The organism is Halomonas qaidamensis (genome assembly GCF_025917315.1).
GTDB classification, from domain to species: Bacteria; Pseudomonadota; Gammaproteobacteria; order Pseudomonadales; family Halomonadaceae; genus Vreelandella; species Vreelandella qaidamensis.
Genome location: NZ_CP080627.1, coordinates 1,603,133 through 1,618,582, shown reverse-complemented (window position 1 = coordinate 1,618,582; position 15,450 = coordinate 1,603,133). Strand labels below are relative to the sequence as shown.

At 50.0% G+C, this 15,450-nt stretch carries 12 protein-coding genes; 5 read left to right on the top strand and 7 right to left on the bottom strand.

Translation table 11 applies throughout. The features are described from left to right. Positions 1–84 precede the first annotated feature (84 nt). The 3 genes from acnB to K1Y77_RS07515 all read left to right on the top strand — a co-directional run bounded on the left by acnB (position 85) and on the right by K1Y77_RS07515 (position 5,328). Positions 85–2,688 carry a bifunctional aconitate hydratase 2/2-methylisocitrate dehydratase gene (gene acnB, locus K1Y77_RS07525; protein WP_030069439.1) on the top strand — a complete coding sequence of 868 codons (2,604 nt, stop codon included), beginning with the start codon at positions 85–87 and terminating at the stop codon, positions 2,686–2,688. 190 nt (positions 2,689–2,878) lie between these two features. After that, positions 2,879–3,373 (top strand): ribonuclease E activity regulator RraA, encoded by a 495-nt coding sequence (rraA, locus tag K1Y77_RS07520; RefSeq protein WP_264018330.1) that lies wholly within the window; start codon positions 2,879–2,881, stop codon positions 3,371–3,373. A 68-nt stretch (positions 3,374–3,441) separates the two neighbouring features. Beyond that, positions 3,442–5,328, top strand: coding sequence for a glycerophosphodiester phosphodiesterase family protein (locus K1Y77_RS07515; protein ID WP_264431146.1), 1,887 nt, complete (start codon positions 3,442–3,444; stop codon positions 5,326–5,328). A 20-nt stretch (positions 5,329–5,348) separates the two neighbouring features. Here K1Y77_RS07515 and ggt read toward each other — a convergent pair whose 3' ends face one another. Together ggt and ppsA are read right to left on the bottom strand one after the other, a co-directional pair. Continuing rightward, a complete protein-coding gene (ggt, locus tag K1Y77_RS07510) occupies positions 5,349–7,136 on the bottom strand; it encodes a gamma-glutamyltransferase (protein ID WP_030069433.1) in 1,788 nt (595 codons plus the stop codon). 154 nt (positions 7,137–7,290) lie between these two features. Further along, the gene (gene ppsA / locus K1Y77_RS07505) at positions 7,291–9,675 is read right to left on the bottom strand and encodes a phosphoenolpyruvate synthase (RefSeq protein ID WP_030069431.1); all 2,385 of its coding nucleotides are present in this window, start codon (positions 9,673–9,675) and stop codon (positions 7,291–7,293) included. Between the two features lie 250 nt (positions 9,676–9,925). Here ppsA and ppsR point away from each other — a divergent pair, with 250 nt between their 5' ends. Then, positions 9,926–10,759 carry a posphoenolpyruvate synthetase regulatory kinase/phosphorylase PpsR gene (gene ppsR, locus K1Y77_RS07500; protein ID WP_030069428.1) on the top strand — a complete coding sequence of 278 codons (834 nt, stop codon included), beginning with the start codon at positions 9,926–9,928 and terminating at the stop codon, positions 10,757–10,759. Between the two features lie 52 nt (positions 10,760–10,811). Here ppsR and K1Y77_RS07495 read toward each other — a convergent pair whose 3' ends face one another. From K1Y77_RS07495 to K1Y77_RS07480, 4 genes are all read right to left on the bottom strand, one after another. Continuing rightward, on the bottom strand, positions 10,812–11,390 hold the full coding sequence (locus K1Y77_RS07495; RefSeq protein ID WP_009723414.1) for a hypoxanthine-guanine phosphoribosyltransferase: 579 nt from the start codon (positions 11,388–11,390) through the stop codon (positions 10,812–10,814). A gap of 54 nt (positions 11,391–11,444) precedes the next feature. Then, complete coding sequence (nagZ, locus tag K1Y77_RS07490) at positions 11,445–12,455, bottom strand: beta-N-acetylhexosaminidase (RefSeq protein ID WP_264018332.1); 1,011 nt, start codon at positions 12,453–12,455, stop codon at positions 11,445–11,447. A gap of 75 nt (positions 12,456–12,530) precedes the next feature. Continuing rightward, entirely contained in the window at positions 12,531–13,058 is a 528-nt protein-coding gene (locus K1Y77_RS07485) for a L,D-transpeptidase (protein WP_264431139.1), read from the bottom strand. Then, positions 13,036–13,713: a TetR/AcrR family transcriptional regulator gene (locus K1Y77_RS07480; RefSeq protein WP_264431137.1), complete on the bottom strand. Its 678-nt coding sequence runs from the start codon at positions 13,711–13,713 to the stop codon at positions 13,036–13,038. The genes K1Y77_RS07485 and K1Y77_RS07480 overlap by 23 nt, the downstream gene beginning before the upstream one ends. Positions 13,714–14,040: 327 nt before the next feature. Here K1Y77_RS07480 and lexA point away from each other — a divergent pair, with 327 nt between their 5' ends. Next, positions 14,041–14,721 (top strand): transcriptional repressor LexA, encoded by a 681-nt coding sequence (gene lexA, locus K1Y77_RS07475; protein ID WP_264431136.1) that lies wholly within the window; start codon positions 14,041–14,043, stop codon positions 14,719–14,721. A gap of 57 nt (positions 14,722–14,778) precedes the next feature. Here the strand turns inward: lexA and K1Y77_RS07470 are convergent, their stop codons facing one another. Further along, positions 14,779–15,450, bottom strand: a complete 672-nt coding sequence (locus K1Y77_RS07470; protein ID WP_030069419.1) for an energy-coupling factor ABC transporter permease — start codon at positions 15,448–15,450, stop codon at positions 14,779–14,781.

The window sequence follows — 15,450 nt, the reverse complement described above, 5'->3', positions numbered from 1 at the left end:
AAGCGTATGTCACGTGTCCGGGCACATACTCAATACCGTGTGGGTATGCGCTCGTCACCACTAAGAAGATGAGAGGGCCCCAACGTGCTTGAAGCTTACCGCCAACATGTCGAGGAACGCGCTGCTGAGGGCGTACCGCCCAAGCCCCTGAACGCCGAACAAGTTGCTGCCTTAATTGAGCTACTTAAGAATCCGCCGGCAGGTGAAGAAGAGTTTGTCCTTGATCTAATCACTAACCGAGTCCCCCCAGGCGTTGATGAGGCAGCTTATGTAAAAGCAGGTTTCTTAACTGCGATTGCTAAAGGTGAAGCCACCTCTCCGTTAATCGACAAAATCCATGCCGTCAAACTCCTCGGCACCATGCAAGGCGGTTATAACATCGTCTCCATGGTCGAGCTATTAGACAACGAAGAACTTGCTCGTGAAGCTGGTGAACAGCTCAAGCACACTCTCCTAATGTTTGATGCGTTCCATGACGTTGAAGAGCGCGCCAAGAAAGGCAATACCGTTGCTAAGGACGTTATTCAGTCATGGGCTGAAGCAGAGTGGTTCCTCTCCAAGCCTGCACTGGAAGAGAAGATTACATTAACGGTCTTCAAGGTGCCTGGTGAAACCAACACCGATGATCTATCTCCAGCACCTGATGCATGGTCGCGTCCAGACATCCCGCTACATGCCAACGCTATGCTCAAAAACGAGCGCGAAGGTATTGAGCCTGAAGTTCAAGGAACAACCGGCCCGCTGAAACAAATTGAAGGCGTCAAAGCAAAAGGCTTCCCTGTTGCCTATGTTGGCGATGTTGTAGGTACCGGTTCTTCACGTAAGTCTGCCACCAACTCTGTACTCTGGTTCTTTGGCGACGACATCCCTTACGTACCTAACAAGCGCGCTGGTGGCTTCTGTTTTGGCGGTAAAATCGCGCCCATCTTCTTCAATACGATGGAAGACTCTGGTGCATTGCCGGTTGAAATGGATGTTTCTAACCTGGAAATGGGCGATGTTATCGATGTCTATCCTTACGAAGGTAAAGTGTGCAAGCACGGTACCGACGAAGTACTGACAACATTTGAACTCAAGACCCAGTTAATTCTTGATGAAGTGCGCGCAGGTGGCCGCATTCCGTTAATTATTGGTCGCGGCTTAACGGGTAAGGCCCGTGAATCACTAGGCCTTGAGCCTTCTGATGTTTTCCGCCTACCGGACCAGCCGGTTGATACGGGCAAAGGTTTCACCCTAGCTCAAAAAATGGTCGGTAAGGCTTGCGGTCTGGACGGCGTGCGCCCCGGCATGTACTGCGAACCTAAGATGACCACCGTTGGCTCTCAGGACACGACTGGGCCGATGACTCGTGATGAGTTAAAAGACTTAGCGTGCCTAGGCTTCCAAGCCGACTTGGTCATGCAATCATTCTGTCACACAGCAGCCTATCCAAAGCCTGTCGATGTGGATACGCATCACACATTGCCTGACTTCATCATGAACCGTGGCGGCGTCTCTCTTCGCCCTGGTGACGGCATCATCCACAGCTGGTTGAACCGCATGCTGCTGCCCGACACGGTGGGAACCGGTGGTGACTCTCACACTCGCTTCCCGCTGGGCATTTCGTTCCCAGCAGGTTCTGGTCTAGTGGCATTTGCTGCCGCGACTGGCGTCATGCCGTTGGACATGCCGGAATCTGTGCTGGTTCGCTTTAAAGGTGAGCGCCAACCGGGTGTTACACTGCGCGACCTAGTTCACGCGATTCCACTCTATGCCATCAAAAAGGGCCTGCTAACCGTTGAAAAATCCGGTAAGAAGAACGCTTTCTCTGGTCGCGTCTTAGAAATTGAAGGACTTGAAGACCTGACTGTTGAGCAAGCTTTCGAGCTTTCCGACGCGTCAGCAGAGCGCAGTGCAGCAGGCTGCACAATCACACTGTCTGAAGAAAGCGTCACCGAGTACCTCAAATCCAACATCACACTGCTAAAGTGGATGATGGCGAATGGGTATGGAGATGAACGCACTATCAGCCGTCGTATTGAAGGTATGGAAGCATGGCTTGCCAACCCAAGCTTAATGCGTGCTGATAACGATGCAGAGTATGCTGAAGTTATCGAAATCGATCTGAGTGAAATTAAAGAGCCAGTTCTTTGCGCACCGAACGATCCAGATGATGCCCGTCTGTTATCAGACGTGGCTGGTGAAAAGATTGATGAAGTGTTTATCGGCTCGTGCATGACCAACATCGGCCATTTCCGCGCAGCGGGTAAGTTACTTGAAAAACAGCCTGCGGGTAGCCTGAAAACGCGTCTTTGGTTAGCACCGCCGACCAAGATGGATCAGCACCAACTTACCGAAGAAGGCTATTACGGCATTTATGGCCGTGCTGGCGCCCGTATGGAAATGCCGGGATGCTCACTGTGTATGGGTAACCAGGCACGCGTTGCAGCGAAAAGCACCGTGGTGTCTACGTCTACACGTAACTTCCCGAACCGTCTGGGTGATGGTGCCAATGTTTATCTCGCCTCAGCGGAACTGGCAGCTGTTGCTGCCGTGGAAGGTCGTCTTCCAACTGTAGAAGAGTACCAGCGCTATATGAGTGAATTTGACGCTCTCGCTGGGGAAATATATCGTTACATGAACTTTCACGAAATCGAGGAGTATCAAAAAATCGCCTCGAACGTGATACCGGTTGCTCAAGAAGCGTAACGCTCTTGAAGTACCGAACCTATCGCCGATGCTCGCAACATCGCAAGAAGGTTGGTAACAATCCCTTCTTGAGCCGATGACCGAACGCCCCAGCCTATTTTAGGTTGGGGCGTTTTTTTATAGCATTTGGTTTTCTTAAACTGGTCTTCATAGATAGATTTCTTTAAACAATGCTTTCTAGGAGCGTGCAATGACCACTACACCCCCTGTCGTGACACCGGATTTATGTGATGCGTACCCTGACGTAACAGTGCTTGAACCAATGTTTGCTAACTACGGCGGCATCGACAGCTTTTACGGCCCTATTCGTACTGTTAAGTGTTTTGAAGACAACTCAATGGTTAAGCAAGCCGTTGCCGAACCCGGTGATGGAGCAGTACTGGTTGTAGATGCTGGCGGTTCACACCGTTGCGCCATGCTAGGTGATATGCTCGCCGAACAAGCTGCTAAGAACGGTTGGGCTGGTGTGGTGATGTATGGCTGCGTGCGTGACGTGGATATTCTTGTCACACTACCAATCGGCGTTCAAGCATTAGGTAACCACCCACGTAAAAGCGAAAAACGCGGCGAAGGACAACGTGATATTCCTGTCACGTTTGCTGGTGCCACGCTACACCCCGGACAATGGCTTTACGCAGATAACAACGGCATTATTATCGCCGAAAAACCACTTGAGCTTTCCTAAGGCAATTGCTTGCCAGGCGTGGCACATAGTGCCACCCTGGTAGCTCAAATTCTGACAAAATTGTGACCATGCAGCCGCTAAATCAATTGGGCTACACCCTACTTCGCACCCTACGCGACCATCTTCGTCCTCTCATTGCCTACCATCTACTCTTTACGCTATTAGCTTCTGCCCTTTTAGTGCCGATGATTGCCTGGATTTCTCAGGCATTGTTAGCACAACTCAATCGAACAGTGGTCACCAATGATGCATTACTTGCACTGCTATTTAGCCCCCTAGGCCTAGTGGCAATGCTCGTGGGTCTTGGTTTTGCATTCTTACTAATTTATTGGCAACAAACGGGCATGCTGCTAGTTGCCGTAAGACCTAAAGACAACCATTACCGACTCGCCTTTGAAGCACTTTGGTTGAGCACCCGCCGCTTGCCAGCCCTCGCAGGCCTAGTAATTCTTCAGGTGGGCTCCCACTTGCTACTCCTAGCCCCTTTTATGATGGGCTTAACGTGGCTTTATGATGTGTGGTTAAGCGGTATAGATCCTTACTATTTACAACAAACTCGTCCAGCCTCGCTTTGGTATTTTATTGCTTGCGCATTGCCTTTACTCATTATCTGGCTTGGACTAGCCGCATGGCTCTACCTGCGCTGGTTACTAGCACTCCCTTTAGTCGCACTGGACAACTGTTCACCCTTCCAAGCACTGAGGCGTAGCGTACATTTAACTCGTGGCTGGCATCGATCGATTGGTGCGGCAGTGTTAACACTACTGATCGTCATTATCAGCCTGCCGATAATCTCGACATGGTTATTTGATACTGTTGTGACGCCTCTCTTGTGGGGGCTACCCGAATATAATGCTGTGTTGGTTCCAGCGATGCTGGCTTATTTAACCAGCTACGTACTCGTTACGTTAACCATTACATTTTTAGGTATTGCCACCAATGCGCTGCTAACCGCCTGCCTTTACTTACAGTTAGCCCATCGCGAAATGCGCCCTTCCCCTCGTTCAGAAAACGCTCACCCTGGCCGTCTTGCGTGGGCGATTGAGCTGAGCGTGCTGCTTCTGGCTGGACTTCAAGCTTGGTGGATACTTAATAGCTTTGAAATACGCGATAACGTTGCGGTCATCGCCCATCGTGGAAGCTCAATGGTAGCGCCTGAGAATACCTTATCGGCAATAAGGCAAGCACTTGAAGACGGCTCTGATGCCATAGAACTGGATGTTCGCCTAAGTGCTGACAATCAAGTACTGCTCTACCATGATCGTAGCTTGGCGCGCCTGACTGGCGATCAACGAGAATTTGGTGACCTCACCCGAGCAGAATTGAGCAAATTTGATGTAGGCAGCTGGTTTGGCGACGCCTTTCAAGACGAAAGAATTGCTGGTTTAGATGATGCGTTGGCGCTAGTACGAGGACGTGCTGGCCTGATGATTGATATGAAGCCATCACCAGGCGACGAAGAAAAGCTCGCTCGCGCTGTGATAGCAACCCTTGAGGCAGAAAGCGACATTCGTTACCGCTGCTGGGCAACCCAGAATAACGTGCTCAATGCGAATGCGAACTGTGGGTTTCCAAATGTGTTCCTGGAAATGCGGATGGCAACCATGTCGCCCAGTATGGTTACCTATTTAAAACAACAAGCCCCTGACTTACGCGTCACTTTACTTGCCCAACTAATACTGGCTGGCACATTGGATCGACGCCAATTTGATGCGCTTGGCCTGCGCCATAACCGCATCACAGCGCAAGAAATACGCTTGGCTGCGCTTTATAATTACGAAATACATGCCTGGACAGTTAATGACCGAACGCGCATGTCTACCCTCATAGATCTTGGAGTTGATGCGATCATCACCGACTATCCAGACCGCTTAAGTGAACTAATAGAAGACCGCCGCGCATTAAGCGACGGCGGTCTCATGTTGGTAAAGCTCCGCAACTGGTTACGGCAATAGGTTACCCATCATGATGAGCATTAGTCTCCCATCACAACGCCTTCACGACGCGGGTCGGCGCCCCCGAATAAGCTGCCGTCCTCCAAGCGCATAATGGCTTGCAGTCCGCTAGTAAGCTCACGCTCGTTGACGGTATGCCCACGCTCACGAAGTGCTTCAATCGTCTCCTCAGGAAAGCGCCCCTCCTCAATAAACACATCACCACCCAGAGTGATAGCGTGAGGTAGATTCAGCGCTTCCTGCGCGTTCAACCCCCAGTCGCGCATAGCCACCAAGGTGCGAGCAGTATAATGAATAATGGCGGCACCGCCTGGTGAGCCCAAGCTTGCCACTAGCTCTCCACTTTCTTGATCAAACACTAGCGTTGGACTCATGCTTGAACGAGGCCGCTTGCCAGGCTCAACACGGTTGGCGACAGGTTCACCGTCTATCTCGGGAACAAACGAAAAATCCGTCAGCTCATTATTCAGCAAATAACCACCCGCCAACCCAGTTCCACCGTCGGCTAAAATACGTGAACCAAATGCTTGCTCGATGGTGGTCGTCATTGCAAGTGCGTTGCCCTCTGCATCCACAATGCTAATGTGGCTGGTACCATACTCAGGCTGCTCAGGTTGGCTTGCAACACTAATCGAAAGCTCGCCAGGATTACCTGGTTTAGCACTCCCACCCATGCTTTGCTCATCAATCAATGCACTTCGGTTAGCTAAATAATCAGGTGCTAGCATGAGCGACCAATCACCACCCGGTGCCTCAACAAAGTCAGGGTCGCCGATATAGCGACCACGGTCAGCGAATGCTAAGCGAGACGCCTCTAAAAACTGGTGTAGCCAACCGCTGCTACTCACACCATCCTCTAACGGCGCTTCCAGTAAAGGCTGCTGTTCTAGCATGCCTAAAATTTGCATCACCGTCAGGTGGCCCGACGAAGGTGGCGGGAAACCGCACACTTCCCACTGCTGCCAAGGCGTGCACAGTGGTTCTCTTTCTAGGGCCGCATAACCACTCATGTCATCTGACGTTAGCGTACCTGGGCGCACAGGGTGTGATTGAACACGCTCAACAAGATCTTCTGCAATATCTCCTTCATAAAGCGCGACGCTACCCTCTTCGGCAATACGGCGCAAAATAGCAGCCAATGCAGGATTTTTAAGCGTTTCACCAACGGCTATCGGCTCCCCGTCACCGGTGTAGTAAAAGTCACTTGCCAGCACATTATCACGCAGAGCGGTGTCATTCGCTAAGCTAGTGTGCAAGCGTTGGCTAACTCCAAAACCTTCTTCTGCAAGCGTAATGGCAGGGGTTAGCAGCTCTTTCCAAGGCAACTGGCCATGCTCTGCGTGCGCCATTTCAAGCATACGTACGGTGCCAGGCACACCAACAGATAAACCGCTCGCCACTGCATCGGCAAATTCAAGTGGCTCACCGTTCTCGATAAATAGCTCACCGGTCACTGCCGCAGGTGCGGTTTCACGGCCATCATAAGCCTGTACATCATGCCCATCGTAATGCATCAAAAAGGCACCACCACCGATACCACTCGACTGAGGTTCAACAAGTGTCAGTACCATTTGCACCGCTACGGCGGCATCAATGGCATTGCCACCGGCTTTCAGCACCTGATAACCCGCATCGGTTGCCAACGGATTTGCTGCCGCTACCGCAAATGTCGAAACCTCCCAGCCAGGCTTCTCTTCAAAACCTGATCCTACTTCAGGAGTAATAGAGGGCACTTCATAACTAAACCCCCAGCTATATAGAGGCACTAACATTAAGCCCGTTAGCGATAACATCCGTTTAGGCAACATGCTTTTCTCTCCTACGACAGTGATTTAGCGCGCATGAACCTCACGACGCCCCAACATTCTATAACTCAGTCAAAGCGTAGCCTATAAAACGCACTCGCCCGGCACAATGGCCGGGCGAAGATACGAATTAGATTCGTCATGCTGCTAGAACGTATTATTCAATGGTTTCACCTGCCAGCATAAACCAAGTTTCAAGCACTGCATCTGGGTTTAAAGAGACAGAATCAATTCCCTGCTCCATTAACCACTTGGCCAAATCCGGATGATCAGAAGGGCCTTGGCCACAAATACCAACATACTTGCCTTGTGCTTTGCATGCCTTAATGGCCATGGCTAACAGCTTTTTCACTGCTGGATTTCGCTCATCAAACAGGTGCGCAACGATACCTGAGTCACGATCAAGTCCAAGTGTTAGCTGGGTCAAATCGTTAGAGCCAATAGAGAAACCATCAAAGTACTCAAGGAACTCATCAGCCAGTAGCGCATTAGCTGGCAGCTCACACATCATGATAACTTTTAAGCCATCAGGATGAGACTCACCGCCCCGCGGCAAGCCATTAGCAGCCAACAACTCGACTACCTCGCGCGCTTCATCGGTGGTGCGAACAAAGGGCACCATGATTTCAACGTTATCAAAGCCCATTTCTTCACGAACCCGCTTAAGCGCTCGGCACTCAAGCTCAAAACAGGGTCTAAAGGCATCTGAGATATAACGAGAAGCCCCCCTGAAACCAAGCATTGGGTTCTCTTCACCGGGTTCGTAGAGTTTGCCACCAATAAGGTTTTCGTACTCATTTGATTTAAAATCAGAAAGCCTTACGATCACTCGCTGGGGGTGAAAAGCAGCAGCCAGTGTTGAAATACCTTCGACCAGCTTATCAACATAGAAGCTGACTGGATCATCGTAACCGGCGGTGCGTAAATCGATAACTTGCTGCAGATCGGCAGGCAGCGTGTCGTAATCCAACAGCGCTTTAGGATGCACACCAATCATACGGTTGATGATGAATTCCAACCTGGCGAGACCAACCCCCGCATGGGGCAAACCAGCAAAGCCAAAGGCACGATCCGGATTACCCACATTCATCATAATTTTAAAGGGGATCTCAGGCATTGCATCAACACTTGACACCTTACAATCAAATGCCAAAAGCCCTTCATAGACGTGCCCAGTATCACCTTCAGCACAAGACACCGTGACATCCATGCCTTCTTTGAGCTGAGTGGTCGCATCACCACACCCTACCACTGCGGGAATGCCTAATTCTCGGGCAATGATGGCGGCATGACAGGTTCGTCCACCGCGGTTTGTTACAATCGCTGACGCACGCTTCATGATCGGCTCCCAATCGGGATCGGTCATGTCGGTCACCAGAATATCACCCTCTTGAACCTTGTCCATTTCTTCAGGACTTAGCACTGTTTTTACCGTACCACGCCCAATACGCTGACCAATCGCCCGTCCAGTGATCAGTGTGCGTCCTTTCTCACGCAGGTGAAAGCGTTCTAATTTACCGCCTTCTTGTTGAGAAACAACGGTTTCAGGGCGAGCTTGAACGATGTAAAGCTGACCATCGTCGCCATCTAGCGCCCACTCAATATCCATCGGGCGCTGATAGTGCTTTTCAATGGTTATGGCTTGCCGCGCGAGATCCATAATCTGTTCATCGTTAATACAGAACCGACCACGATCTTTGAGTGGCACGTCAACAGTTTCAACCGACTTACCGGCACTGGCGTCTTGGCCGTAGATCATTTTGATCAACTTAGAGCCCAGTGTGCGACGCAGTACCGCAGGGCGGCCCGCTTCAAGCGTGGGCTTGTGCACATAAAACTCGTCAGGATTAACAGCCCCCTGAACAACCGTTTCGCCAAGCCCCCACGAAGCGGTTACAAACACCGCATCGCGGTAACCAGACTCTGTATCCAAAGTAAACATGACCCCGGAGGCACCGGTCTCGGAACGAACCATCTTCTGCACACCCGCCGACAGCGCTACATTTTCATGGGCATAGCCGCGGTGAACGCGATAGGAGATCGCACGGTCATTAAACAGCGAGGCGAACACTTCGTGCACCGCTTGCTTAATATTGTTAAAGCCTTCGATGTTTAGGAACGTTTCCTGCTGCCCTGCAAAAGATGCATCGGGCAAGTCTTCTGCTGTTGCCGAGCTGCGTACGGCAACTTTCAAGCTAGGATGTTTGGCTTGAAGCTGCTCATAGGCATCACGTAGCGCGTTTTCAAATGCAGGGGGAAGTGGGGTATCAATAACCCATTGGCGGATGGTTTTTCCAGCCTCGGCCAACGCTTTAACATCATCGACATCAAGGCGAGCAAGGGTGGCATTGATACGATCATTTAACCCTTCGTGAGAGAGAAATTCACGATAGGCATGAGCCGTCGTGGCAAAACCACCTGGCACTGTCACACCGACACCCGACAAATTCGATATCATTTCGCCAAGCGAAGCGTTTTTACCACCCACGCGTTCGACGTCTGCCATACCTAGCTGATCGAACCATAGAATGTACTCTTCCACGCAACCCCCTCGCTTTTAGACTGCTTCGCGACCCGGTAGGCCGACTCTTATAGACAATGCCACCCTAGCATTGCCATACAGCATTCGCCATTGGTCTAATAGCGTACGGAGTGGAGGTTTTTTACAACAAAACGCTATAAATAGCTTTTTATGTAGTGGGCACGAAAAGCACGCAGAATTAAGCACCAAATATTGTGCTAATCCGCGGTGCAACCCACAATAGGCGTTCTATTTACTGGTGGACTTGGTTATGAAGCGTACAGCTTTTTTTATTTCAGATGGCACTGGCATTACTGCGGAAAGCCTTGGGCGTAGCCTCTTGGCCCAATTTAGTGATGTTGAAATTAATATGTTAACCAAGCCTTACATCGACACGTTAGAAAAGGCACAGGCATTAGCAGAAATAATCGAGTCTACTGCTAACCGCGATGGTCACCGTCCTATTATTATTGACACCATCGTAGATCAGGACATTCGCAATGTTATTCGGCAAGCCTCTGGATTTAAGGTAGATATTTTCTCCACCTTTCTAGAGCCGCTCGAACAAGAATTAGAAACGCACTCTTCCTATAGTGTTGGCAGGACGCACTCAATTGGTAGCGATGATGTCTATATGGATCGCATCCATTCAGTACACTTTGCACTAGATAATGATGACGGTGCTCGCACCCATCAATACGATAAAGCCGATATTATTTTGGTCGGCGTCTCTCGTTGCGGTAAAACGCCCACGTCTCTTTATTTAGCGCTTCAGTTTGGCATACGAGCAGCTAACTACCCATTGACTGAAGATGACCTGGATGAAGATGGCAGCTTGAAGCTACCTAAAGTGCTAGCACCGCATCGCCATAAATTATTTGGCCTGACAATTGATGCCCGCAGACTAGCAGCGATTCGCAATGAGCGGCGCCCAAATAGCCGTTACAGCTCAATGGATCAATGTTTACAAGAAGTTGGTCAAGCAGAATCGCTTTACCGTTCGATGCATATCCCGTTTATCGATACAACGCGCTTCTCGGTAGAAGAGATTTCAACGCGTATGATTGCCGAAACAGGCTTAACGAGGCGTTTTTCACCTCGCTAAGCCTAAAAAAGTGCCAATGTAATGCACTGGGCTTATTAAGATCTCAACTTAACTACATGCCCTTAGGAGCAAATATCCCAGGGGCGTTACGCCAGTAGCCTTTGTAGTCCATGCCAAAGCCGAAAACGTAACGATCGGCGACTTCAAGGCTACAGTAATCGGCTTTTAAGCCAGGTACTGCTTTACGGTCGTGCTGTTTGTCTACTAGTACAGCCGTGGTAACGCTTGCCGCTTGGGCTTCCTCGCAATAGGCGAGTATGGCCGCCAATGTTGACCCTTCATCAAGAATGTCATCGACGATGACAACGTGGCGCCCTGCCATGGGGATTTCTGGTGAAACGCGCCAGAAAAGCTCGCCACCACGCAATTCGTTGCGGTACCGCGTTGCATGTAAATAGTCTACTTCCAGCGGAAAACCAAGTCGTGTTAACAGATGTCCTGTGGTAATTAAACCACCATTCATAACGCAGTAAAAAACCGGCAGTTTATCTCCTAGATCTTTGCTAATCGCTTCAGCCATTCGATCCAGCGCACGCTCTACCTGCTCTTGGGAAATTAGGCAGTCAGCGTTATCCATCAGCTCACGCATTGAGTCAAGCGACTCAAGCGCCTCTTTATCCAATTTAGACATTGGGTTACTCCAGGACGAGATTAACAATTAAATGATGTTAGAAAGGGTAGGTAACTAGGTAGCCAACGCCTCTAATTTAGCGTGGGTGCGGCGCCAACGACCTAATGCAGTTAGTGCATCTAAATCTGGCCGGGCCCGTCCATAGCGTAGCTTGGTGGGTCGTTTACTTTGCATTCCTTGACATGATTCAACAATTTCTAACGCAGCTGAGCGATCATTACAGACCAGCAACATATCGCAGCCTGCGGCTAGCGCAGCGCTAGCGCGCGCCTTTGGATCACCAGCCTCATGGGCACCTGCCATGCTTAAATCATCGGAAAAAATACAGCCCTTAAATCCTAGGGACTCTCTTAACATACCCAGCCAATTAGGCGAAAAACCAGCCGGACGGGAATCAAATGCGCTGTAAATAACATGGGCAGGCATAACGCCATCAAGCTGTGCCGCCAGCTGACTAAACGGGACAAGGTCATGCTGTTTAATCACTGACAGGGGGCGATCATCTACCGGTAACGCTACATGAGAATCAGCGGCAACACCCCCGTGACCAGGAAAGTGTTTCCCTACCGCAGCCATACCTGCTTCATGCAAGCCATTAATAAAACTCTGCCCCAAAAGCGCGACATGGGCAGGGTCAGTGCTGAAGCTGCGATTCCCAATAACAGTGGATATGCCACTTTCAACATCTAAGACAGGCGCAAAACTAATATCAAGACCACAAGCAGCCATTTCCATACCCAGTAGCCAGCCAGTATCTTTAGCTAACGTGAGTCCTGTCGTTGGATCATCAACAAATTGTTCACCAATACGCGACATAGCAGGAAGATGAGTAACACCTTCTTTGATACGTTGAACCCGGCCACCTTCTTGATCAATGCCAAGCAAAAGCTCGCTGCGGACGCGACGAATATCACTGCAAAGCTTTCGGACCTGGTAAGCATTTTCGACATTTCTAGCAAATAGAATGACACCACCCACTGCAGGGTCCATCAAAAGATGTTTTTCAGCTTGCGTTAATCGTGGCCCTTCTAGGTCGAGCATGACCGGGCCTAAAGAGTGAGTCATTGTGATGGATCCAACAAAAGGGTGACTGATTTTAGTTGATCAGCATCGTGTGTCAAAAAATCAGTAATGAATCGACTAGGCTTGACCATCATGAAGCCAGACAGGTGTACCAGGTCGGGCGTGCTTAAATAGAAAAAGCAGATCACTATTACGCAGCCGGATGCAGCCATGTGACGCAGCGATACCCATTGGTTGGTCGGGTGGCGTGCCATGCAAATAGATATAGCGACGCTGAGAGTCAACACTACCGCCTCGGTTAAGCCCCAGTTCTAAACCACAAAGCCACAAAATACGCGTTAATATCCAATCACGATGAGGAAATTTCTCCGCGAGTGCTGCCGAAAATACCTCTCCCGTCCATCGACGCCCACGAAAAACCGCATTGTCAGGTAGACCGTCACCAACTGACGCACGGATATAGTGCCACCCACGAGGCGTTTGACCACTTCCCTCCTGCTGCCCGACGCCTTTTTCACCCGTTGATACAGCGCACGTATATTGCGGCGTGCGCCCTATCCAATAGCACAATTGCTGTTGCTGGATATTAATTTCTATCCACCCTTCATCCAATGGCGGCAGCTCAGCTAGCGTGGGCGTTCGCATAATGTCCTTCGTCAGCGGCAGGTGGCAGCGGCGCATTCATAGCGGCAACCACCACTGGGCGTAAGCGTCTCACCAAATCTCTTACCGTTACTTGCTCATTATAATCCTTGGCGGCAATGTCTCGCAGTGCATCTAGCCCAGACAGCGTAAAGATCACGGTACCAAGCATAAAATGCAGCCGCCAGAAACGTTCAGCATCAGGCAAATCAGGCGTTGCTTGACGCACAAGTTCTGTAAAGCGGGTAAAGACATCGCCATACTGCTGCTGAATGTAACGTCGCAAATGGCCCTGTGCCTGACTATACGCCAACCCTAAGAGACGCATAAAGACCTTCAGACTATTACGCTCGGCAGGTACCGTCAGCACCGTGCTCGCCATTGTTTCCAACAATACTTCAAGGGGTATTACATCACCGTGATAGTGCGCTTCAAGCTCATCAAGCGCAGTATGAAAGCGCTCAGAAAACGGATCTAAATAACGTGCAAACACCGCTTGGATAAGTGCTTTCTTAGAGCCAAAGTGGTAGTTAACAGCAGCCAAATTGACCCGCGCTTTGCTGGTAATATTGCGCAGCGACGTTTCAGCAAACCCGCGCTCAGCAAATAGTACCTCTGCAGTATCAAGGATACGCGTTACCGTATCAGATTGCGCCATAGCGCCCTCCAGAAAACGAGTGTTTAAAACATCGTTAAATACTATGCCATAACGTAAGCTGGCTCAATCACTTATCGTTGGCTTTTTGTTCAACGCTAACGGACGCTTTAAGCGCATATTCAAACGCCTGCCGAACACTACAATTGATACGCTACTGAGATAACACCACGCTCATTCGTATAGATCTCCTTACCAATAAGAGGCCACCGATAGCGCCACTGTAGGGCGCTCTACCATGTACTGGACAGAGCAACATACTGTATACTTAACCACATACTGTTTAAGCCGACAGGTAGTTACTGTCTTGTCCAATTTTTGGAGGTTGTTATGTCACGCCCACTTACCGCGCGCCAGCAACATGTTTTTGATTTTATTGTTAAAACAATGGGTGAATTTGGCTATCCACCTACCCGAGCGGAAATTGCAAAAGCACTGGGATTCCGCTCACCTAACGCGGCCGAAGAGCATCTGAGAGCACTTGAGCGCAAAGGTGCCATTCGCATTATTCGCAATACCTCGCGAGGGATACGCTTACCTAATCAAGAACCCCAAGAGATAAGCGATGTTCCTGCCACAACACTCCCTGCGCAGGCAGAGCCACTACCACATAACGGCCTGCCCGTTATTGGAGAAGTTGCCGCAGGAAGCCCAATTTTAGCGGCTGAACATATTGATCGTTATTGTCCGCTACCGGCTGAATATTTCACCCCTAAAGCAGACTACCTACTTAGGGTGCGTGGTTTATCCATGAAAGATATCGGCATATTAGAAGGTGATCTGCTTGCTGTGCATCGGACTGATCGCGTTCGTGATGGCCAGATTGTGGTAGCAAGGCTGGAAGATGAAGTGACCGTTAAGCGTTTTAAACGTCAAGGGCATACAGTGACGTTGATGGCAGAAAATAATGATTTCGCACCAATTGAAATTGATCTGCGTACGCAGCAGCTAGATATTGAAGGGGTCGGTGTCGGTGTCATCCGTGGCGGCAATGGCCAAGCGCTTGGATAAGAAAGTGTAAATAATGCTGAGGCAATCGATAGAGGATGCCTCAGCATTACTGGAGTATCATTGAGAATCTATATAGCGGTGGTCATTAAAGGTCGCTACCCAACCCGGGTGGTACACCAGCAAAATGCTCAACAGCATGCCAGTAATGAAGGCTTCCGAGGGCATGAGTAGTGGTAGAAAGCGCGCATACTCTTGAGCTAAATAAATCGCCTCGGGATCAGTACCTGCAACGACTATTAACAATACCGCTGATAAACCGCCACCCAATGTCGCTAGCGCAGCGCCAAAGAAGCCACATGCAAATAGAAACACCATTAGGTTATCCGGCAACCGTCGATCAACTAATCGCCATACCAGCCCGGTAATAACTGCAGGGACAATACCGGTTACCAACACGTTGGCCCCAAGTAATGCCCACTCGTTGCGGCCAATAGCGCACATCGCAACGTTAATCAGTATATTGCTAATTAGCGCAAGCGGCATTTTGAAGACCAGCGTCATTAAGACGGTAAATACTAAGTGTAACGTTAGCCAGTCGACCGCTTGAGCACGCAGCTGCCACATCAACACCACCGTTACCGTTGCTGCTAGCCAGCGGTGCTGAAGTGCCACATCGTCAAACAGAGCCTGCCATGGTCGAAGCCACAGCATCCATACAAGCATGCTAAGCGATAGCAACCAAGTCAATATCAACGCCCAGGGGGCTAAAACACTCTGCGCAAACGACAT

Coding starts and splice junctions, on each gene's coding strand:
- rraA (WP_264018330.1), top strand. CDS start 2,879: ATGACCACTACACCCCCTGTCGTGACACCGGATTTATGTGATGCGTAC.
- K1Y77_RS07515 (WP_264431146.1), top strand. CDS start 3,442: ATGCAGCCGCTAAATCAATTGGGCTACACCCTACTTCGCACCCTACGC.
- ggt (WP_030069433.1), bottom strand. CDS start 7,136: ATGTTGCCTAAACGGATGTTATCGCTAACGGGCTTAATGTTAGTGCCT.
- ppsR (WP_030069428.1), top strand. CDS start 9,926: ATGAAGCGTACAGCTTTTTTTATTTCAGATGGCACTGGCATTACTGCG.
- K1Y77_RS07495 (WP_009723414.1), bottom strand. CDS start 11,390: ATGTCTAAATTGGATAAAGAGGCGCTTGAGTCGCTTGACTCAATGCGT.
- nagZ (WP_264018332.1), bottom strand. CDS start 12,455: ATGACTCACTCTTTAGGCCCGGTCATGCTCGACCTAGAAGGGCCACGA.
- K1Y77_RS07485 (WP_264431139.1), bottom strand. CDS start 13,058: ATGCGAACGCCCACGCTAGCTGAGCTGCCGCCATTGGATGAAGGGTGG.
- K1Y77_RS07480 (WP_264431137.1), bottom strand. CDS start 13,713: ATGGCGCAATCTGATACGGTAACGCGTATCCTTGATACTGCAGAGGTA.
- lexA (WP_264431136.1), top strand. CDS start 14,041: ATGTCACGCCCACTTACCGCGCGCCAGCAACATGTTTTTGATTTTATT.
- K1Y77_RS07470 (WP_030069419.1), bottom strand. CDS start 15,450: ATGTCGTTTGCGCAGAGTGTTTTAGCCCCCTGGGCGTTGATATTGACT.